The organism is Gordonia sp. NPDC003504 (genome assembly GCF_053587995.1).
On record NZ_JBSFPC010000001.1, the window covers coordinates 552,531 to 573,074 of the forward strand.

A 20,544-nucleotide genomic window follows, 5' to 3' on the forward strand; every position below is an offset into this window, starting at 1 on the left:
CGCATGACAGAACCGCCCAATCAGGGTCCCGACTTCAACAAGCCGCAGACGCCCGGGCAGACTCCACCGCCCGCCAGTCCCGATCCGTACGGACAGACCCAATACGGGGCGCCCGGTCAGCAGCCCCCCGGATACGGGCAGCAGCCGCCGTCCTATGGGCAGCAACCGCCGAGTTACGGGCAGCAGCCACCGAGTTATGGCCAGCCACCGTCGGGTCAGCAGCCCCCGTCATACGGTCAGCAGGCGGGCGGCTACGGCCAGCCACCCAGCGGCGGGCAGCCGCCGTCGTACGGTCAGCCCGCGCCGGGGTATGGGCAACCCGGCGCGCCCGGCGCACCGGTTGCCGGTCCGCCGCAACAGGTGAACATCGGTGAGGCACTGAGCTGGGCGTGGGCGCAGTTCAAGGCCAATCCCGGTCCGATGATCGTGCCGGGTCTGCTGTTGTTCCTGATCGGCGGTATCGGCGCGGGCCTGTACTTCGCCATCTTGGCTATCTTCGGGACGACAACAACGACCTCGGTCTCCGGTGATTACGGCTACAGCTACGAGGCGACGACGACCGGAATCGGTGCCGGCGGTGTCATCGCGGGCATTCTGCTGTATCTGATCGTTTTCGTGGCGATCATCTATCTCTCTGCCGGGATGATCACCGGTGCGCTCCGGGTTGCCGACGGCCAGCCGGTGACCGTGGGAACCTTCCTCAAGCCGGAACGTCTCGGCGTGGTCATCGGGACCGCCATACTCGTCGGTCTGATCACCGCGGTCGGGTTGGTGCTGTGCGTCATCCCGGGTCTGATCGCGATCTTCCTGCTGCAGTTCTCGATCTTCTTCGTCATCGACAAGAAACTGTCGGTCACCGAGGCGATGAAGGCGTCCAGCCAGTTGGCACGGTCGTCGGTATCGAATTCGCTTCTGACACTGGTCGTGTCCTACGTGCTGTCCTATGTCGGCACGATCTTGTGCTACGTCGGCCTGATTGTGACCTGGCCGTTGGGTCAGCTCTTCTACGCCCACTGCTACCGGCGCCTGTCCGGCGGCTACGTGGCACCCGCCCCGCAGTAGTCACCCACCCCGAGAACGACCGAGAACACACGACGCCCCCGTCGCTACCCCCGCGTGAACGGCAATCCCGACAGGAATGCCTCGACCGCACCGCGGTAGAAGTCGGGGGCGTCGTCGTGCACCAGGTGCCCGGCTCCCACAGCGGCGATGTGGGTCGCGGAGTCGTTGACCGAGGCCATCTTTCGCATCTGTCCCGGTGGGGTGACGCCGTTCCCGGCTTCGATCAGCAGCGTCGGCACGCCGACGGCGCGCCACTGGCCCCAGAACTCTCGCTGTCCCCACTCCTCCGCGATGGCCGCCCACACGTCGAGGTCGCCGTGCAACCGGCCATCGTCGAAGGCGTCGTAGAAGTAGCGTCCGGCGACCGGGCCGAACAGTGCAACCGCATTCCGTTCGTCGTCGAATCGCTCGGGCCACGACTGAAACCACGGTGTCCAATTGGCGGTGGTGCGGCCGCGGAAGTCCGGCGCCATGTCCTCGATGACGAGCGCAGAGATCAGTTCGGGGTAGGCGGCGGCGGTGCACCAGCCGTGCAGGCCGCCCATCGAATGCCCGATGACCACGGCCGGTCCGAGGTCGATCCAGGTGAGGATCTCAGCGAGATCGGCGACGAAACGTTCGGTGGAGATGTCTGGATCGGCCGAGGCATCACGGCCGGTATGAAATGCGGCGTCGAAGGTGAACACCCGGCCGTGCCGGCGCAGCCAAGGGATCTGACGGCGCCAGGTGCGGCCGCGGCCCATCAGGCCGTGCACCAGGACGATGGGACCGACGCCCACGTCCGGATCGTCCACGCCGGGCCCACCATGATCGAGTAAGCCCAGGTCGGCGGCGGGAATCGGCACGCACCGAGGTTACCCGGGCGGTCCACACCTGCTCCGCAGCGCCACTCCGGGCCCTGGTGGCGGCTCCGGCAGCGACAACCGCGCCCCAAGGCCCTACTCGACGCAGCGCGGAGGTGATTAGGGTTGATGCATGGCAGTAGTGAAGATCAACGCAATCCATGTCCCCGAAGGCTCCGGCGAAGAACTCGAGAAGCGTTTCGCCCACCGCGCCCACTCCGTCGACGGCTCCAAGGGTTTCCTCGGATTCCAGTTGCTGCGCCCGGTCAAGGGCGACGACCGGTACTTCGTGGTGACGCAGTGGGAGTCCGACGAGGACTTCCAGGCGTGGGCCGCCGGACCTGCCCGCGAGGCCCATGCCGGTGAACGCGCCAAGCCGGTCGCCACCGGCGCGGATCTCCTCGAGTTCGAGGTCGTCCTCGACGCCAAGCCCAGCTCCTGAGCATCCTCAGCCCGATGTTCCCCCTCGGCAGCGCGCTGCTGCCGGGGGAACGTCTACCTCTGCGGGTCTTCGAACCCCGCTATCGGCAGATGCTCGACGACTGTCTGTCCGCGGAGGCACCGCCGTCGCCTCTGGTGCCGGATGACGCGCACGGCTTCGGTGTCGTGCTCATCGAACGCGGCCACGAGGTGGGCGGCGGCGACACACGGACCGGCATCGGCACGTTCGCGACCATCGACACCGTCGTCCGCGATCCCGACGGCCAATCCCTGTTGTCCTGCACCGGGACCTGGCGGTTCCGCGTGAATCGGTGGCTGCCCGACGACCCGTACCCGCGCGCCGACATCACGCCATTGCCGGAACCTCCCGCCGACGACGCCACCACCGCGGCCCTGGTAACACTCGGCTCACGCATCCGTTCCCTCATCGAGGATTCCTTCGCCCGCCGCGACCTCCCGGTCGGTGACGACATCCCCCGTTTCGACGCCGCCGACCTCGAAGAGGTCGGCATCTTCGGCTGGGCGGCGCGGCTGCCCTTCGGCGCCGCCGACCGCCAGGCCCTCCTCGAGGCCGGCGACGGCCCCGCCCGCCACCACGTGTTCGACGACGCCATCACCACCCTCGAGGCCCGAATCCGTTTCGGCGGGTGAGCGACTTCGTCATCCCCGTCGACTCGAATTAGAACGTGTTCTAGTATTGGTTGTGGAGTAGTTCACACCCCGCCGCGCGCATCGCCGCGTGCACGCGGACACAGGCATTAGGCGAGGAGCACCTTCATGACCGACACCGTCGAGGCCGTGCACACCGGCATCGGGACCGACCAGAGCGCGCTGTACATCGGCGGCACATGGGTCGCCCCGCATTCCACCGAGACACTGGAGGTGTTCTCCCCCGCCACCGGCGAACGTATCGGCTCGGTCCCGCTGGCCGACGAGACCGACGTCGACACCGCAGTGCGCACCGCCCGCGAGGCGTTCACCTCCGGCGTGTGGTCGGCGACACCGGCTGCCGAACGCGCCGATGTCCTCGATCGGGTCGCCGATCTGATCGACGCCCGCATCGACGAGATCGGTGCGGTGGTGTCGGCGGAGATGGGCGCCCCGCCGAGTGCGGTGGACATGCTGCAGAAGCTGCCCGGCACCGGCGTGCTGCGCGCCTACGCCAACGCCGCCCGCGAGTACGCCTGGGAGGAGTACCGCACCGGCATGTTCGGCACCACCCGCATCACCCGCGAACCGGTGGGCGTGGTCGGCGCGATCACCGCCTGGAATGTCCCATTGTTCTTGGTGTGCAACAAGTTCGGCGCCGCTCTGGCCGCCGGCTGTTCGGTGGTGCTCAAGCCCGCACCGGAAACCCCGTTGACCGCCAACCTGATTGCCGAGATCTTCACCGAGGCCGGCGTGCCCGAGGGCGTGATCTCGGTGGTACCCGGCGGCACCGCCACCGGCGAAGCGCTCGTCGCCCACTCCGAGGTCGACAAGATCACCTTCACCGGATCGACCGCCGCGGGCAAGGCGATCGGCGCGGCCTGTGCCCAGTCACTCAAACGGTGTTCGCTGGAGTTGGGCGGCAAGTCGGCGGCCATCGTCCTCGACGACGTTGACGTCGCCGCCAACATCGGCATGCTGGTGTTCCTCGGACTGTTCAACACCGGGCAGGCCTGCGTCGCCCAGACCCGGGTGCTGGTGCCGCGCAGCCGCAAGGACGAGATCGTCGCCGCGATGGTCGAGGCCGCCAAGGCGATGAAGGTCGGCCTGCCGACCGACCCGGAGGTCCAGCTCGGCCCGGTGATCAGTGATCGGCAACTACGGCGGATCGAGGGTTACATCGCCGCCGGCAAGCAGGCCGGAGCCACCGCAGCCCTGGAAGGCGGGCGGCCCGAGGGACTTTCCGCTGGCCACTTCCTCACCCCGACCATCTTCACCGACGTCACCAATGACATGGTGATCGCGCAGGAGGAGATCTTCGGTCCGGTGCTGTCGGTGATCACCTACGACGACGTCGACGAGGCGATCGCCATCGCCAACGACTCCGACTACGGTCTCGCCGGTTCCGTGTGGACCTCCGATGTGGAACGCGGCATCGAGATCTCCGGCAAGATCCGCACCGGCACCTTCGGCATCAACTTCTACGCCATCGACCCCGGTTCACCGTTCGGTGGGTTCAAGAGCTCCGGCATCGGCCGCGAATGCGGCCCCGAAGGGCTCGAGTCCTTCGTCGAACACAAGTCGACGATGCTGCCGATGGGCTACGACCCGCAGTGACGTCGAGTGGGCGCCCGTCTCCGTCGAGTGGGCGCCCATCCCCGTCGAGTGGGCACATTACTTCTGTAGTGCCAGAACCTCTTTGGTGAACTCGCCCTCGTCGATGCGCGTGCTGCGGCCGTCGGCGACGACGACCTGCCCGTCGACCATCACGGTGTCGACGATGCGGGGTGATCCGGTGGTCAGCACCGAGGCGCCCGGGTCACGGACCGGCAGCGTCGCATAGTCGCGGTCGAAGCGGATCAGCGTCAGATCCGCCGGATCGCCGACACTCACGCCGCCGATGATCTCCGGCAGCCCGAGGGCGACATTGGCTCCGCCGCAGGCGATGTCGAGCATCTCGCCAAAGCCGAGCAGGTCGGCGCGTTTGTGCATGGCACGCTGCAGGTAGGCGGCGACCCGGAAGGTCTCCAGCATGTCCTGGGTGTCGTTGCTGACCGCACCGTCGACGCCGAGTCCCACCGCGAGCCCGCGGTCGAGCATCTGCGGGATCGGGGCCACCCCGCTTCCGAGACGCATGTTGGACAACGGGTTGTGCGACACGGCAACTCCGCGTTCGGCGAGAATCCCCTGCCCCACGTCGTCGAGTTCCACACAGTGCACGGCCAGCACCCGATCCCATAGAAAGCCTGCGCCGTCGAGGTATTCGACGGCGCCGACGCCGGCGTGTTCAAGGCACATCCGGTCGTCGGTGGGGGTCTCGAGCAGATGGATCGACACCGACATGTCCCGCACCTGCGCGAACTCCCGTAGGTGCGTCATCCCGTTCTCGGTGAGCGAGCGCGGATTCGGCACTGCGAGCGCCATGCTGATCGGTGAACCGGCCACCTGGTCCCGGAGGTGATCGATGTGATCGCACACCTCATCGAGCGGTTGCATCAATCGCGGTTCGAAACCCCACTTGCGCGTGGCATCGGGACGGTCGGCGACGCCACGTCCGAGCACCGCGCGAATCCCGGTGTCACGCAACGCCTGGATCATCGCACCGTGCACCTCGTCGTCGGGGTGCGGCCACATGTGCTCGACGACGGTGGTGGTACCTGAACGCAGCGCCTCGAGGCAAGCGGCCACCGCGGCGGTGTACGCCCGCTGCGGGGTGATCGCCACCGACTCCTCGCCGACGGCGAGCAGCCATTCGAGCAGCGGCGTGCATTCTGCGATGCCCCGCATCAACGACTGCTGCAGATGCGTGTGGGTGTTGACGAATCCGGGGATCAGATACCCACCGGAGCGGATGTCCGCGTCCGACGGTGTTGCACCGGAACCGGTCTCGTCGATCGACTCCACCACACCGCCGGTCGCCCGGACGTCCCGATGCGACAGCCACATGCCGCCGCTGTACACGGTGACGTCGGAGAAAACGGTGTCGCTCATCGCTTCTTCTTGTCGAAGTTGGCCGACAGGCGTGCGGCGATGTAGTCGGCGGCGGTGATCGGCTCGTACTTGCCTGCCGCACTCTCGATCAGCACGTCGGTGTTGGCCTGCGCGAAGTAGGCGATGGTGTAGCGCGGCCCTTGGTACTCGCCGCGGCGCGGCGCGCACACCCGGTGGAAGTTGGACGGTAGCCGGTCATCGGACCAGCGCATCAGCATGTCACCGATGTTGCAGGTGATCGCCTCGTCGGATGGCTCGACCGGCGTCCACGCCTGATCGGCCGCCTCGGCGCCCGGCAGCACCTGCAGCCCTCCCTGACCAGCGCGCTGGAACAGCAGCGTCAAGGCGTCGAAGTCGGTGTGTGCACCGGCGCGCCACACGTTGTCCTGATCGAGCATCTCGTCGGGGAAGGCGTAGTAATGCAGCAGGCGCAGCGTCGACTGATAGGTCGACGACGCGGGATCGTGTGCGCGCGTGAAGAAGTCACGGTCGAAGCCGAGCTTCTCGGCGAAGCAGCCGAGGATGTTCATCGCCAGTTCCCAGCAGCGGTGTTCGAAGTCGAGCAACGTCGCCCGGAAGCCGGCGAGCTCGTCCTCCGACGGCCACAGCCCATCCATCCGGGGCAGGGTGACCTGATAGGACTCCTTCTGGTCCGGTGTCCCGACCGACGGCCGGACCTGGCTCATGAACTCCCAGCCCGCGTTGGTGCCCTTCTTCAGCGGGAACTGCTCCTTGACCTCGCGGGGCAGCGCGAAGAACGTCTCGGACATGTCGAAGGCGTGTTGCACCGTCGCCAGGTCGATGCCGTGATCGACGACCTGGAAGAATCCGATATCGGTTGCCGCCGACCACAGTTCGTCTGCGATTTGTGCACGCCGATTGTCGAAGTCGGCGAGGCTGATGCGCCGCACCTCGCGGTCGGTGGTTTCGGTACCCAGAGCACCCATCGCGGCTTCGCGATTGAGTTCGGTCATGTCGTATGAGGACGTATTCGTCATCGTGGTGATCTCTCTTGTGCGAAGAGAGCGACATGCGCTTTTCAACGCAGCGACCTGAGAGAAAGGCCGCGGCGGACGCGAACACCCGGACTCGTGCCGACTGCTACATACGCTCTCGTGGGGAACAGACTAGCCTGCGACGACCCGGCTCGCCACCCGAGGCCGCGACCCACGATGCACCCGCGCCGGCAAACAGCACCGGCGTCAGGGCGTCGGCGCCGTCGACGCCTCCGGAACAGCGGATTCGGGGACCGCCGGAACCGACGACGCCGGGGCACCCGACGACGCCGACGATGCACTCGGCGCGGGCAGCGGCACGGCGCCCGACGGTGGCGTCGACACCTGCGAGATCCGGCTGCGGAAGGAGTCGTCGGTGATGATGTCGATGTTGTCGATCAGCCAGCGGCCGTCGGTGCGGACCATGCTGAAGGTGAGACGGCTCGGATCGACGCGGATGAGGTCCTTGCCGCCACGACTGACCGACTGATTCATGAAGATCAGCACCGTCGCGGTGTCCCGGGTGTTGGTGACGACGCCGGCGTCCTGGATCACCGCCTGCGACACCACCTGCTGCTGCTTCACCCCGTCGACGAAGTTGATGTCCTGTCCGGGAATGGGGTTGGCGATCAGCTTGTCGTACTGGGACTTCGCCGACCCGGTGACCACCGACTGCGAGCGCGCCACATGGTCGGCAACATTCCCCGGATCGTAGCCGAACATCGTGGTGGCGTACGACTTTGCGGCATCCAGCGACTCGTCACGTGAATCCTCGGTCCAGCGTGCGTCGAGATACCGGTAGCCCAGGGTGACCGCCAGCGCGGCGGATGCGACGACGAGCAGCGCGACGACGCCGGCGACGACCTGCGAAACCCGAAGGCGCATCATGTCACCCACTCGAAGCTGGTCATCTTCAGCTCACCGTTGATGCGGGTGATGTCGATCTTCCACCGGAAGGTCTGAACGATGGTCTCCTCCTGCGGATTCTCCGGCTTCATCTGCCAGCCGTACACCAGGATGACGGTGCCCTCGTCGTCGGTGGCCTTGGTGACGGCGTCGCTGATCACCGTCGACTTCACATCGAGGTTCTGGTCCCGGATGAGTGAGACCGCCTGCGCCATCGAGTCCTTGAGCCGCTGCTGCGCCGCTCCACTGGTCCGGTCGGTCATCGTCTTCATCGCCGCGTCCACGTTGCCGGGATTGAGGCTGGTCATGGTGACGGTCATCTGCTGGGCGAAACTCGAGTACTCCGCCCGCAGGTCCCGTTGATGCTGGACACGTCCGTAGGCGATCGTGAAGACGGCGGAGGCGACCAGACAGCCGACGATGACCAGTACCGACAACGACATCGCGACCAGGTAGACAACCGAGCGGTCCGAACGCCGACGCAGGGCCGACACCTTGGCGACGGGTGCGGGTTCGGCGGGCTGGGCGGCGGTGCGTCGACGACGACGCTCCCGGTAGCTGAGCCCGGCCGACAGGTCATCGGGGTCGGTGGTGGTGTCCGCCGACCATGCGCGCTTGGTCAGATCGACGGTGGCCTTCTCGGGTGCGGTGGCCTCGACGTCGGCGGACTCATCCGCGGTCGGTTCGTCGACCGCGACATCCGCGTCGGGCTCGGCGACGGGCACCGCGTCGGGCTCGGCGGCCGGCGTCGTGGCGGCCGGGGCGCTCTTCTTGCCGGACTTACGGCGCCGCAGTGGTGCAGAACGGACCGGTGCAGATCTGACCGGTGCAGCCCGGACGGGCACCGGCGGGACCCGTGCGGCCTCGTCCGGTGCCGCACCCTCGGGTGCGGCGTCCTTCGTCGACGTCACCGGTCGGTCACCGCCCCGGTGATCAGACTCTCCCATGACGTGCCCTGTCCCTGCTCGTTGTCCTGCGTCCCGCTGCCCTGTGTCCCGCTGCTGCCCTGTGTACCGGTTGCCTGCGCCCCGGTGCCGGCGTTGTAGGTACGTCCGTCGGGGCCGATGAAATCTCCTGACTCCGGATCGTACGTGGTGCCGTACACGGCGGTTCCGTCCTGCTGATCGGACGGCGTTCCGGGAGTCACGTAGCCGGCGGGACGGGGCAACAATCCGGGAATGCCGTTCGGGAACGGCACCACCCGATTGCTCAGCGGCTTGTAGCCGGTGGCGCACTCGGCGGGTGTGGGCGCCCGCCGCCCGGGGAACTCGACGCACGGGAAGTTACGCGCACCGCGGACCGCGATCTGTGAGTTCTGCGGTACCCGGCACAGCATGCCGGGCGGCAGGTCACGCGCGGTCTGGACCGCTGGGGACCGCCATTCCGACGGCGGCAGATACCCGATGGTGCACGGTGGCGGATCCTGAAAGCCGAGCGAGAACTCGACGCTCGGGCCGTACCGTGGGTCACCCGCGTTCAGCGCGGTGAGCAGGGCATTGATCAGCCGCGGATAGATCACCAGGATCTGTTGCAGATTGGGCAGGTATACCGCGGTCGTCTTAGACACCACGTTCAGATTGGCCAGCAGCAGCGGCAACGACTGATCCATCGAGGCGAAGAACTCCTGTGCCGACGCCGCGGTCGCCGGGCCCTTCTGCAACAGGTCGGTGATCTCCGGATTGTTCGCGCGCAGTTGGTCGGTCACCTTCACCGCGTTGGCGGTCCACGCCCGGATCTGCGCGGCCGTCGCCGACTGCGTGGCCATCAGCGGCCCGGCCTGGCGTACCAGGTCGATGGTGACGTCGGCGTTCTTGTTGGCGTCGTCGACGAGCAGGATCATCGAATCCATCAGCCGCCGTAGGTCTTCCGCGGTTCCGTTGAACGCGGTGAACGCCTCGTCGATCAGTGAGCGGAGGTTGGTGTCGCCGACCTTGTTGAGCAGCGCGGTGGCCTGGTCGAGGACGGCCGAAATCTCCACCGGTTGGTCCTTGGCCGACACCGTCGCACCGTCGGCGAGGAAGTCGGTACTCGAATCCCCGCTCGGCGGAGTGAATTCCACATACTGCTCGCCGACCGCGGACACGCTGCGCACGGTGACCTCCGCATTCGTCGGGATGTCGGCCGAATTTTCGATGACCAGTTGCGCGGTGACGCCGTCCTCGGTGAGGCTGACCGATCTGACCTTGCCGACGTTGACGCCGCGGAAGCTCACGTTGGCGTTCTGGTAGAGCCCGCCGGTGTTGGGCATGTTCAGGGTGACGGTGTAACGCCCGACGCCGAACATCGCGGGAACGCGGACGTAGTAGATCGCCATGGCGACCATCGCGATCACGGTGATGATGGCGAAGAGGATCAACTGGATCCGGACGAAGCGGGTGATCTTCATCAGCGACCACCTGCCGGGGCCGGGGACGCGGGTGCCGGAGTGCTTGCCGGCGAAGAGGTCTCGTCACCCGACTGCAGCGGCGAGGTGAACGGGTTGAGTCCGCGTCCGGCGGCGCCGGCCGGTTGCCCGGCAACCCCCGACGGCCCGACCACACCCACCGAACGCAGGATGCTGCGCTGCAACTTGGGAACCGTGAGGTCGAGCACGAGGTCGGAGTTGACGTAGTCCCCCTTGACGATGGTCGGGATCATCTCCTCGAGGAATGGGAAGGTCAGCAGAATTCGCAGCGACCCGGGAAGTCCTGGTCCGGCGTCGGCGAGACCCTGGAACGCCTTGGCCATGTTCGCGATGATGGTCTTGATGTCCTCGGAGTTGGCGTCGAGGACGTCGTTGGTGGTCGACGAGAGTTTTCCGACAGACGCGAGCGCCGAGATGAACTGCTGGCGTTCGTCGTTGAGCAGCTTCAGGATCTCCGGGCCGTCCCGCAGTGCCTTCTCCACCGTAGGCGTCTGCTGATTTATCACCGTGGTGAGCCGGTCGAGGCCCTCGGTCGCGCGAATGATGTTGTCGGTCTGTCGATTCAGATCGCCGACGAGCACCGTCAGCCGCGGGATCAATGCCCGGATCTGGGCGTCGCGCCCGTCGAAGATCTGACTCATCTCGTGCACGATGTCACCGAACTGCGAGAGGCCACCACCGTTGAGCACCACCGACAGCGCACTGAGCACCTGCTCGGTGGTCGGGTAGTTGCAGCCCGGAATCTGTTGTGCGGAGTTCACATCGGCGACGGCGTCGTCGGTGGGCTGCGCGATGTTGACCGGCGTCGGACATTTCGGCAGCGGTATCTGGTCGCCGGCCTGCAGGTAGCCGTTCTGGGCCTGTTCGGGTTCGACGATCTCGAGGTGGGTGGAGCCGAGCACGCTGGTCATCCCGACCATCACGTACGAGCCGTTTGGCACCTTGACACCGGGGTTGAGCCGGATGTCGACCTTCGCACTCCAGTTGGGCTCCACCGAGATGTCACCGATACTGCCGACCGTGGCGTCGTTGACGAGGACCGGCGCGTTGTTCACCAGTCCGGCGGCGCTGGGGATCACCGCGCTGATCTGATACGAGTGTTCTCCGGTGCCCTCCGCGCCGGGCACCGGCAGGCTGTTGACGCCGTCGAAGCCGCAGGCCGAGGCCAGCGCGGCGGAGGTGGCGACGAGTACCGCGGCCCGCAGACCACGCCCGCGACGCGAAGAAATCCGCGACGTCCTGCGACCCATCACCCCTCACCTCCCCACGGGACCAGCAGATCGGCAAGCGGCCCACCGCCGTTGGCCTTCCGCGTGGCCGCATCCTGGTCTCGGATCCCTTGTTGCGCACGCGCCTGTACGCTCGTGTTCTGATAGGTGATCTGGTCCGGGGTGGCGTTGATGCCGTTGACCGGGTTGGCCATGAACGGCGGATAGGCCACCACGATCGACTGCAGGATCGGGGCGAGGGTGTCGACGCATTTGTCGATGTCGACCTGACTCTGTCCGGGCCGGTTGTTGGCCTCCATGGTGCCGCACAGCAGGGTGATCAGGTTGTTGCCCATACCGAGTCCGAAGACGCCCGACAACGATCCGGTCAGCGGGTTGTAGATGTTGTAGAAGTTGGCGAGCTGATTGGGCGACGAATGCAGCAGCCCCCGCATCTGCTCGTCCTTCTCGGCCAGAATCCCGGCCGTCTGAGCCAGTTTCGACACGGCGCCGTTGATGGCGGACTGGTTGGTGTCGATGAACTTCTGCACGTCGGTCATCGCCGAATCGAGGTTGTGCAGTGCGCCGTCGAGGGATTCGGTGTTGTCGGCGAGGACGTCGGTCACCGAGGCGATGCGACCGTTGAACTGCACCAACTGTTCGTGGCTGGTGGACAACGCATCGGTCAGCTTCTGCAGATTCCGGATGGTGGCGAACAAGTCGTCGCGGCCGGAAGCCAAGGTGCCCATCACATCCGACAGTTCGGTGATGGAGGTGTTGATGGATTCCCCGTTGCCCTCGAGGTTCTGGCCGGCAACGTCGATGGCGCGGGCGGCGGTACCCGGGTCGGCACCCTGCGGCCCGACGGCCTCGGTGAGGCGCTGCAGTTGCGCCTTGACCTGATCCCATTCCATCGGGACGGCGGTGTGATCCATGGTGATGTCGGCGCCGTCGGACAGTTGCGGACCACCGGAGTACACCGGTGAGAGTTGGACGAAGCGACCGGACACCAGGCTCTGGGCGACCACCACCGCCTTGACGTCGGCGGGCACGTCGACGTCCCGGTCGATCTCCATGTCCACCTTCACATCCCCGGTGCGCGGCGTGATGGCGGTGACGCGTCCGACGTTGACGCCGATCACCTTCACCGGATCGCCCTCGTACAGTCCGGTGGTGGTGGCGAAGTAGGCGGTGAACCGTTTGGTGGTGGCGCGGTGAAAGCCGATGTAGGCGGCCGTCGCGAGCAGTGCGAGCAGCACCACGAGCGCGGCGACCTGCCAGAACCGCTTCCCCATCCCGAATCGTCTGGTCATCTCAACCACCTGACCTTGGCGTTGTATTCGGGGTCGCCGGCGGGGGCGTGGGAATCGTCGGGCTCGGCGCCGGCGCCGGGGCGGGGCGAGAGCCGGCACCCGGCGCCTGACTCCACGCGTTGGGCAGCAACGGGAATCCCGAATAGGCAAACGCCTGAGCGACTTCCGGATACTTCTGCTGGAGCACCTTCATGAAGGTCGCCGTGTAGTCGCCGAAGGTGCTGACGCCGACGAGAGAATCGAAGTTGGGGCCGTTGGCGACCGATTCGCCGAGCGCGTTGGCGAAGGGCCCCAGGCGATCCACCGTGTTCTTCAGGTTCTCCTCGTTGTCGTTGAGGATATCGAGGACCGAGTTGAACTTGTCGAGCGCCGGGGCGAGTTCGGCATTGTTGTCGTTGATGAACCCACTGATCTGAGCGGCCACATCGCGTGTCCCGGTGATGAGCTGGGCGATGGCCGCACGCCGGAACTGCAGTTCGCCGAGCAGCAGGTTGGCGTCGACGAGCAGCTGGTTGATCTGCTGGTTGCGGGCGCCGAGGATCTCGCTGACCCCGTTGGCCTTGGCCAACAGGGCGCGCAGGGCGTTGTCGCGGTCGGCGACGGCCTTGGACAGTTTCGCGACGCCGTCGACGGCGCCCTGCACCTGATCGGGGGTGGCCGAGAAGGTCACCGACAGGGTGTCGAGGGCCTTGTTGAGCTTGGTGGTGTCGGTCTCGGCAAGCGTGGACGTCGCGTCGTCGAGCGCGTCGGTCAGCGAGTATGGGGCGACCGTGTTGCGGTAGGCGATCTCGCCGCCCGGTGCGATCCGTCCCGGCCCGTGCGGGATCACGGTCAGGTTGCGACGCCCGAGGACGGTCTCGGTCTTGATCGCCGCCTGCGTGTCGGTGCCCATCGACACGGTGTCGTTCATCCGGAAGCTCACCGCCGCCTTGGTGCCGTCGTCGGTATCGGCCAGTTCGATGCCCTCCACGGTGCCGACGGTCACGCCGGCGACGATCACCACGTCACCGGTCACCAGACCGCCGGCGTCGTCGAAGTAGGCGGTGTAGGTGCTGATCGGGGAGATGAGCGGCAGCTTGTCCATCTGCAGCGCGACGACGACCACCATCGCGGTGACCACGACGCCGATGACGCCGATCTGCCGGCGGGTGCGCCCACCACGCTTGTTCTCGCGTGCCACATCCGCCGAGTCCGACTCGGAGCGGTTGCTGCGGAAGAGGTTTCCGAATGATCCACTCATGATTGCGTCGCACACCTCCCCCCGGCCTTGGTGGTGTCGCCCATGACGTCGTTGGAGGTGAAGAAGTACTGCTTGCCGTCGGGTCCGCTGAGCAACAACCGGATCCGGCAGAAATAGATCTGCAGCCAGGCACCGTAGCTGCCGAGGTCGGCAAGCATCTTGTAGTCGGTGGGCAACCGGGGCAGCAGCGACCGCAGGTACGGCTCGGCCTGCAACAGCGTGCCCGACGCGGTGCCGATGCTGGTCAGCGTCTGATGTAGTCCGGGGCGGGTCGCCGCCAAGACGTCGGTCAGCGAATCGGTGACCTGCGCGGTCTGGGTGATCGCGTTGCCGATGGTGCCACGTTGCGCCGACAGCCCGGTGATCAGCATCTGCAGCTGATCGAGGCTGGTGTCGAGTCCGCGCCGATCCCCGTCGAGGGTGCCGAGCACGTCGTTGAGGTTGTCGATGACGCTGCCGATCAGTTCGTCGCGGTCACCGAGCTGATTGGTGAACGACGCGGTGTCGGCGAGGAGTTTGTTCAGCGCCGGGCCCTGCCCCTGGAAGACCGCGACGAGCGAGGTCGACAGGTCGTTGACCTCGTTGGCGTCCAGCGTCCGGAACAGTGGTTTGAACCCGCCGAGCAGTTTGTCCAGATCGAGGGCGGGCTCGGTCTGCGAGACGGGAATGGTGACGCCGGAAGACAATCGGTCGTCGGGATCGCCGGGTCCCTGCTGCAGTTCCAGGTACCGATCCCCGGTGAGGTTCTGATATCGGATCAGTGCCCGCACCGACGTCGGGACGGTGTACTTGTCGTCGACGCTGAAGCTCACCTGCGCCTCGTTGTCGGGGGTGAGTGACACGTCATCGACGGTGCCCACCTCCACGCCGGCGATCTTGACCTTGCTGCCGGGTTTGATCTGCGAGGCGCTGGTGAACAGGGCCTTGTAGTCATCCGAGCTGCCGGGTCGGTAGTTGCTGAAGACGACGACCAGCCCGATGAAGACCAGGACCATCACGATGGCGAACGCACCGAGTTTGATGAGGGTCGCGCGGAAGGCGCGGGCGCGGTTATCCAAGTGCCGGCTCCCCGAACAGCAGGTTGAACAGCTTCTGCCGGTTGACCTTTGGTGTCGTCCGCGGCTGATACGGGACCGGCGCGTTGTCGGTGACGTAGAAGTCGGTGTGCACGGTGGTGTTGGGATCGCTCAATCCGCCTGCGCACGTGGGTGGTGCGGCCGCTCCGACCTCCGGCAGGCTTTCGGGGTAGGTGTAGGGCTCCTTGCCGGGCAGCAGACCCGCGTACAGCTGAAGCATGCCGTTGTTGCCGCCCATCAACGGTTTGGCCATGTCCGCGGCGGTCGCAGCGGTCCGCAGGAAGCAGGAGATGCCCGGTGACTGATACCCCAGCAGTTGGGATACCGGGGAGAACTGCGTCAGCGTCGCCATCAGGTCGTTCTTCGACGGCACCAGCACGTCGTCGTTGATGGTGTCGGCCATCCCGGTGACGTTGATCAACAGCGAATCGAAGTTGGAAGCGTTGGCGCGCAACGTGTTTCCGGTGTACACCGCGTTGTCGACGGTGCGCATCAGATCACCCATCACGTCGCCGTAGACGTTCGTGACGGTCGCGGTCTGCCGGATCAGCTCATTCAGCTCAGGCAGATGCGGATTGGTCTTGCCCAGCAGATCCGACAACTGCGCCAGCGCGTTGCCGATCGCCTCACCGCGCCCGGTGAGCGCGGTGTTGACCGCACCGACGGTGGCATTGAGCTTCTCCGGTTGCAGATCGGCGAGCACCGTGACGAGTTGCTCGTAGACGGTGTTGAGTTCGACGACGACGTGATCGGCGTCGAGAACCTGGCCGGGTTGCAGCCGGCCTTCCGCCCCCGACTGCGGCACCTCGAAGTAGACCGACTTGGCGCCGAACACCGTGTTCGACTTGATGGCCGCGGTCACGTTGCCGGGGATCTGCGACATCTGATCGGAGTTGATATCGAGGACGAGCACCGCCTGATCGCCCTGTTCGGTAATCGATTTCACGCTGCCGACCTGCACTCCACGTAGGCGCACCTTGGCATCGGGGCTCATCACCAGCCCGGCGCGTGGTGCCTGCAGGGTGACGGTTTCGGTGGAGGCGAACCAGCCCAGGAAGGATCCCGATGCCGCTGCGATGATCGCGATGAGGGCGCCGACCATGATGACCGCCGCGATCTTGCGCGTGGTGTTGCTGCGTTGTTGTCGTTTCGCCATCGCTCAGCCCGCCAGATTGAACTTGCCGTCGGAGCCGTAGATGGCCAGCGAGGTGAGCAGGGTGATGATGACGACGACGACCAGCGACGCACGGACCGCGTTGCCGACCGCGACGCCCACGCCGACCGGACCACCGGTGGCGTTGTAGCCGTAATAGGTGTGGATGAGCATGACCGCGATGGCCATGCAGATGGCCTGCACGAACGACCAGAGGATGTCCGAGGGGATCAGGAAGGTGTCGAAGTAGTGGTCGTAGACGCCCGGGGACTGCCCGTAGAGGACGACGGTGGCGAACCGGCTGGCCAGAAATGACGCCAGGGAGGCCAGCGAGTACAGCGGGATGATCGCGATCATCCCGGCGACGATGCGGGTGCTCACCAGGAACGGGATCGAGGCGATGGCCATCGTCTCCAGCGCGTCGATCTCCTCGCTGACCCGCATCGCACCCAATTGTGCTGTCGCCCCGGCACCGATCGTCGCGGCGAGTGCGATACCGGAGATCACCGGGACCGCGATGCGGACGTTGATGAAGGCGGAGAAGAAGCCGGTGAGCGCTTCGACACCGATGTTGGCCAGCGAACTGTAGCCCTGCACCGCGATGGTTCCGCCGGTGAACAGGGTGAGGAACCCGACGACCACGACGGTGCCGCCGATCATCGCCAAAGCGCCTGTGCCCATGGAGATCTCGGCGATCAGCCGCAGGGTTTCCTTCTTGTAGAGGCGGACCGCACGCGGTATGGAGACGATGCTGTCCCAGTAGAACAGCGCCTGATCGCCGATCTGGTTCCAGTCCTCACCGGCGCGTTTGACCGCGACGCGCGCGGTGCGCAGCCGGGTGGTGAACGGAAGGACCATCGATTCAGCCCGCCGTCGCCTTGAGACCGACCGCGGTGACCACCACGTTCACCACGAACAGCGCCATGAAGGAGTAGACGACGGTCTCGTTGACGGCGTCGCCGACACCCTTGGCGCCGCCCTTGACGTTGAGGCCCTGATAGCAGCCGACCATACCGGCGAACAGTCCGAACAGGGCGGCCTTGACCATCGAGATCATCAACTCGCCGAACCCGGTGAGCAGGGTCAGATTCGCGATGAACGCACCCGGGTTGACGTCCTGCAGATAGACCGAGAAGACGAATCCGCCGCCGATGCCGATGGTGCAGACCAGGCTGTTGAGCAGCAGCGCCACCCCGGTGGACGCGATGATCCGGGGGACGACGAGTCGGTGGGTCGGGTTGATGCCGAGCACCTTCATCGCGTCGATCTCCTCGCGGATGGTGCGGGCGCCGAGATCGGCACAGATGGCGGTGGCGCCGGCGCCGGCGACGATCAGCACGGTGACGATCGGACCGATCTGGGTGATCGTGCCGAGCGCGGCACCGGCACCCGACAGGTCCTGCGCACCGATCTCACGCAGCAGGATGTTGAGGGTGAAGCTGACGAGCACGGTGAAGGGGATGGCGACGAGAACAGTGGGCACCATCGACACGCGTGCGATGGCCCAGGATTGCTCGACCGTTTCACGCCACTGGAACGGGCGGCGGAACAACTCGCGCGTCGAGTCGACGCCGAGTGCGACGAAGTCACCCACTCCGTCGAGGGGTCCGGCCAGCTTGTTCAGCACAGCACTCCTCACGACTCGTACAGCACACAAAAGCTACCATTGAAGACCGCGCCAGTGGGACGATCGACCCACTGGATTCTCTCACCCCATCAGTCCGCTCGCCGAGAAGGTTCGGCGCGGGTCGCGGTCGGCGAAGTAGGACCCCAGGGTCTTCGCGAGATCGTGGGCGTCCCAGGCATCCCCGTCTGCGACGAACACATGGTCCACGCTCGGTGCGGCCATCACCATGACCCGAGGACCGTACACGACGAAGACCTGGCCGGTGACCGAATCGGAATCCGCTCCGGCAAGGAATTGCACAAGCCGGACGACGTGCTCGGGGTCGAGTGGGTCGATACCGTCGGTGGGCGCCTCCCCGAACACCGCCGCCGTCATCGCGGTCCGGGCGCGCGGACAGATCGCGTTGGCGCGGACGCCGTAGCGTACGAGCGCGCGCGACGCAGACAGCGTCAGCGCGGTGATGCCGGCCTTCGCGGCACCGTAGTTGGCCTGGCCCTCGGGGCCGAGGAGCCCGGCCTCCGACGCGGTGTTGATGAGGCGGCCGTACACGGGCGCGCCGGCGGCCTTGGATTGGGCGCGCCAGTAGGCGGCCGCGTTGCGGTTGAGCAGGAAATGCCCGCGCAGGTGCACGCGGATGACGAGATCCCAGTCGTCGTCGCTCATGTTGAACAGCATCTTGTCGCGGACGACTCCGGCGTTGCTCATCACCACGTGCAGGCCGCCGTGCTCTTCGGTGGCGGTGCGCATGATCTCGGCGGCGGTCGCCGAGTCGGAGATGTCGCCGGCCACCGGGATCGCGGTGCCGCCCGATGCGGTGATCGTGTCGATGACGTCGCTGGCGTCGAGTGCCGAGGCGAGGTCGTTCACGACGACGGTCGCTCCCTGTGCCGCCAGTCCCAGGGCCTCGGCCCGGCCCAATCCGGCTCCTGCGCCGGTAACGACGGCAACCTTGCCCTCCAACGATCCAGTCACGCGAGACCTCCCCTTGACACACACCGGCGAACAGAAACTAGAACCTGTTCTAACAGGTTAGTCGGTGCGGCCGTACCTCCGGGGCGGTTTCGTCAGAAACTCACTCCTCGATTGAGAGCGCGGATTTGGGGCAGCTCGCCACCACCTGACGGAGCTCCTCTTCCCTGCCCTCGGGGACCTCGTCGGAGAGAATGACCAGGTAATCGTCATCATCGAGGTCGAATATGTCGGGTGCCATCCCCACGCAGATGGCGTTGGACTCGCAGAGGTCGAAATCGGCCTTGATCTTCATCGCCTGACACTCCTTTTGCATGCGCCCGCTGGTTGACGGGCTTCGTCAAACAGGTTAGAACGTGTTTCAGATATTGGCGAGTGCCGTTGCATTCGCCGACTATCGGCGCCACCGATGAAGGAGCATTCCATGCGCATCGCCTACACCGACGCACAGGCAGACCTAAGACGCGAACTGCGCGCCTACTTCGCCGGCCTGATGACCGAGGAACGTCGGGCCGCGTTGTCCGGCGGTGACGGCGAACTCGGCGAGGGTGATGCCTACCGTGACGTCGTACGTCAGATGGGCACCGACGGCTGGCTGGCACTGGGATGGCCGGAGGAGTTCGGCGGCCAGAACCGCTCGATGATGGATCAGCTGATCTTCACCGACGAGGCCGCGATCGCGGGTGCGCCGGTGCCGTTCCTGACTATCAACTCGGTGGCGCCGACGATCATGCATTACGGCACCGATGAGCAGAAGTCGTTCTTCCTGCCGAAGATCGCCGCGGGCGACCTGCACTTCTCGATCGGTTACTCCGAACCCGGCGCGGGCACCGATCTGGCGGGGCTGCGCACCACCGCAGTCCGCGACGGTGACGACTACGTGGTCAACGGTCAGAAGATGTGGACCTCGCTGGTCGCCTATGCCGATTACATCTGGCTGGCGTGCCGCACCGATCCGGACGTGCTCACCGAGGAGGGTCGCGCCCGCGGACTCAAGCGGCATCACGGGATCTCGGTGCTCATCGTCCCCGCGGACGCGGAGGGTTTCAGTTGGACTCCGGTGCACACCATGTCCGGCGTCGACACGAGCGCCACCTACTATTCCGACGTGCGGGTGCCGGTCACCGCGCGGGTCGGCGACGAGGGACGCGGCTGGTCGCTGGTGACCAATCAGCTCAACAACGAACGCGTCGCCCTCTGTAGTGCCGCACCGATTCAGACCGCGTTGCGCGAGACCGTGGCATGGGCGCAGCAGACCAAGACCGGCGACGGCAGCCGGGTGATCGACACCGACTGGGTGCGGCAGAACCTCGCACGGGTGCACGCGAAGGTCGAGTTCCTGAAGTTGATCAACTGGAAGATCGCGTCCGCGGCCAGTTCCGGGGGCGCACCGAGCCCCGCGGATGCCTCGGCGACCAAGGTCTTCGGCACCGAATTCGCCACCGAGGCATACCGTTTGCTCATGGAGGTGATCGGTCCGGCCGCCACCATCCGCGCGGACAGTTCCCATGCCCGGCTACTCGGCCGGGTCGAGCGATTCCAGCGCACCTCGCTGATCCTCACGTTCGGCGGCGGCACCAATGAGGTGCAGCGCGACATCATCGCGATGGCCGCGCTCGGGCTACCGCATCAGCGACGCTGAGACAACCCCTACTTCGAGAGCAGGACA

The 20,544-nt window shown here is 66.1% G+C and carries 20 protein-coding genes; 5 read left to right on the forward strand and 15 right to left on the reverse strand.

The annotated features are described in order from the left end of the window. Positions 1–3: 3 nt before the first annotated feature. Positions 4–1,062, forward strand: a complete 1,059-nt coding sequence (locus ACWDPV_RS02420) for a hypothetical protein (RefSeq protein ID WP_449741620.1) — start codon at positions 4–6, stop codon at positions 1,060–1,062. A gap of 44 nt (positions 1,063–1,106) precedes the next feature. Here ACWDPV_RS02420 and ACWDPV_RS02425 read toward each other — a convergent pair whose 3' ends face one another. Continuing rightward, entirely contained in the window at positions 1,107–1,907 is an 801-nt protein-coding gene (locus ACWDPV_RS02425) for an alpha/beta fold hydrolase (protein WP_449741621.1), read from the reverse strand. 130 nt (positions 1,908–2,037) lie between these two features. Here ACWDPV_RS02425 and mhuD point away from each other — a divergent pair, with 130 nt between their 5' ends. From mhuD to ACWDPV_RS02440, 3 genes are all read left to right on the forward strand, one after another. After that, positions 2,038–2,346, forward strand: a complete 309-nt coding sequence (mhuD, locus tag ACWDPV_RS02430; protein WP_348806621.1) for a mycobilin-forming heme oxygenase MhuD — start codon at positions 2,038–2,040, stop codon at positions 2,344–2,346. A gap of 14 nt (positions 2,347–2,360) precedes the next feature. Continuing rightward, positions 2,361–2,996: an LON peptidase substrate-binding domain-containing protein gene (locus tag ACWDPV_RS02435; protein ID WP_449741622.1), complete on the forward strand. Its 636-nt coding sequence runs from the start codon at positions 2,361–2,363 to the stop codon at positions 2,994–2,996. A gap of 126 nt (positions 2,997–3,122) precedes the next feature. Then, positions 3,123–4,610 (forward strand): aldehyde dehydrogenase, encoded by a 1,488-nt coding sequence (locus tag ACWDPV_RS02440; RefSeq protein WP_449741623.1) that lies wholly within the window; start codon positions 3,123–3,125, stop codon positions 4,608–4,610. Between the two features lie 57 nt (positions 4,611–4,667). Here ACWDPV_RS02440 and ACWDPV_RS02445 read toward each other — a convergent pair whose 3' ends face one another. The 14 genes from ACWDPV_RS02445 to ACWDPV_RS02510 form a co-directional block, all read right to left on the reverse strand. Then, positions 4,668–5,984 carry an amidohydrolase family protein gene (locus ACWDPV_RS02445; RefSeq protein ID WP_449741624.1) on the reverse strand — a complete coding sequence of 439 codons (1,317 nt, stop codon included), beginning with the start codon at positions 5,982–5,984 and terminating at the stop codon, positions 4,668–4,670. Then, positions 5,981–6,958 carry an isopenicillin N synthase family dioxygenase gene (locus tag ACWDPV_RS02450; protein WP_449741625.1) on the reverse strand — a complete coding sequence of 326 codons (978 nt, stop codon included), beginning with the start codon at positions 6,956–6,958 and terminating at the stop codon, positions 5,981–5,983. Before ACWDPV_RS02450 ends, ACWDPV_RS02445 begins: the two co-directional genes overlap by 4 nt. Before the next feature lie 228 nt (positions 6,959–7,186). Further along, complete coding sequence (locus ACWDPV_RS02455; protein WP_449741626.1) at positions 7,187–7,867, reverse strand: hypothetical protein; 681 nt, start codon at positions 7,865–7,867, stop codon at positions 7,187–7,189. Continuing rightward, a complete protein-coding gene (locus tag ACWDPV_RS02460; protein ID WP_449741627.1) occupies positions 7,864–8,796 on the reverse strand; it encodes a hypothetical protein in 933 nt (310 codons plus the stop codon). The genes ACWDPV_RS02455 and ACWDPV_RS02460 overlap by 4 nt, the downstream gene beginning before the upstream one ends. Beyond that, complete coding sequence (locus ACWDPV_RS02465; protein WP_449741628.1) at positions 8,793–10,271, reverse strand: MCE family protein; 1,479 nt, start codon at positions 10,269–10,271, stop codon at positions 8,793–8,795. Before ACWDPV_RS02465 ends, ACWDPV_RS02460 begins: the two co-directional genes overlap by 4 nt. Beyond that, positions 10,271–11,539, reverse strand: a complete 1,269-nt coding sequence (locus tag ACWDPV_RS02470; RefSeq protein WP_449741629.1) for an MlaD family protein — start codon at positions 11,537–11,539, stop codon at positions 10,271–10,273. The genes ACWDPV_RS02465 and ACWDPV_RS02470 overlap by 1 nt, the downstream gene beginning before the upstream one ends. Then, the gene (locus ACWDPV_RS02475) at positions 11,539–12,810 is read right to left on the reverse strand and encodes an MCE family protein (RefSeq protein WP_348806612.1); all 1,272 of its coding nucleotides are present in this window, start codon (positions 12,808–12,810) and stop codon (positions 11,539–11,541) included. The genes ACWDPV_RS02470 and ACWDPV_RS02475 overlap by 1 nt, the downstream gene beginning before the upstream one ends. A gap of 1 nt (position 12,811) precedes the next feature. Further along, positions 12,812–14,050, reverse strand: coding sequence for an MCE family protein (locus tag ACWDPV_RS02480; protein WP_348806611.1), 1,239 nt, complete (start codon positions 14,048–14,050; stop codon positions 12,812–12,814). Beyond that, on the reverse strand, positions 14,047–15,108 hold the full coding sequence (locus ACWDPV_RS02485) for an MCE family protein (protein ID WP_348806610.1): 1,062 nt from the start codon (positions 15,106–15,108) through the stop codon (positions 14,047–14,049). The genes ACWDPV_RS02480 and ACWDPV_RS02485 overlap by 4 nt, the downstream gene beginning before the upstream one ends. Then, positions 15,101–16,282, reverse strand: coding sequence for an MCE family protein (locus ACWDPV_RS02490; protein ID WP_348806609.1), 1,182 nt, complete (start codon positions 16,280–16,282; stop codon positions 15,101–15,103). The genes ACWDPV_RS02485 and ACWDPV_RS02490 overlap by 8 nt, the downstream gene beginning before the upstream one ends. 3 nt (positions 16,283–16,285) lie before the next feature. Continuing rightward, complete coding sequence (locus tag ACWDPV_RS02495; protein WP_348806608.1) at positions 16,286–17,137, reverse strand: MlaE family ABC transporter permease; 852 nt, start codon at positions 17,135–17,137, stop codon at positions 16,286–16,288. A gap of 4 nt (positions 17,138–17,141) precedes the next feature. Further along, on the reverse strand, positions 17,142–17,906 hold the full coding sequence (locus tag ACWDPV_RS02500) for an MlaE family ABC transporter permease (protein WP_348806607.1): 765 nt from the start codon (positions 17,904–17,906) through the stop codon (positions 17,142–17,144). A gap of 81 nt (positions 17,907–17,987) precedes the next feature. Continuing rightward, positions 17,988–18,878, reverse strand: a complete 891-nt coding sequence (locus ACWDPV_RS02505; RefSeq protein ID WP_449741630.1) for a 3-oxoacyl-ACP reductase — start codon at positions 18,876–18,878, stop codon at positions 17,988–17,990. Between the two features lie 100 nt (positions 18,879–18,978). Continuing rightward, the gene (locus ACWDPV_RS02510; RefSeq protein ID WP_348806605.1) at positions 18,979–19,170 is read right to left on the reverse strand and encodes a ferredoxin; all 192 of its coding nucleotides are present in this window, start codon (positions 19,168–19,170) and stop codon (positions 18,979–18,981) included. Positions 19,171–19,299: 129 nt separating this feature from the next. Here ACWDPV_RS02510 and ACWDPV_RS02515 point away from each other — a divergent pair, with 129 nt between their 5' ends. Continuing rightward, positions 19,300–20,517, forward strand: coding sequence for an acyl-CoA dehydrogenase family protein (locus ACWDPV_RS02515; protein ID WP_348806604.1), 1,218 nt, complete (start codon positions 19,300–19,302; stop codon positions 20,515–20,517). Positions 20,518–20,544 lie beyond the last annotated feature (27 nt).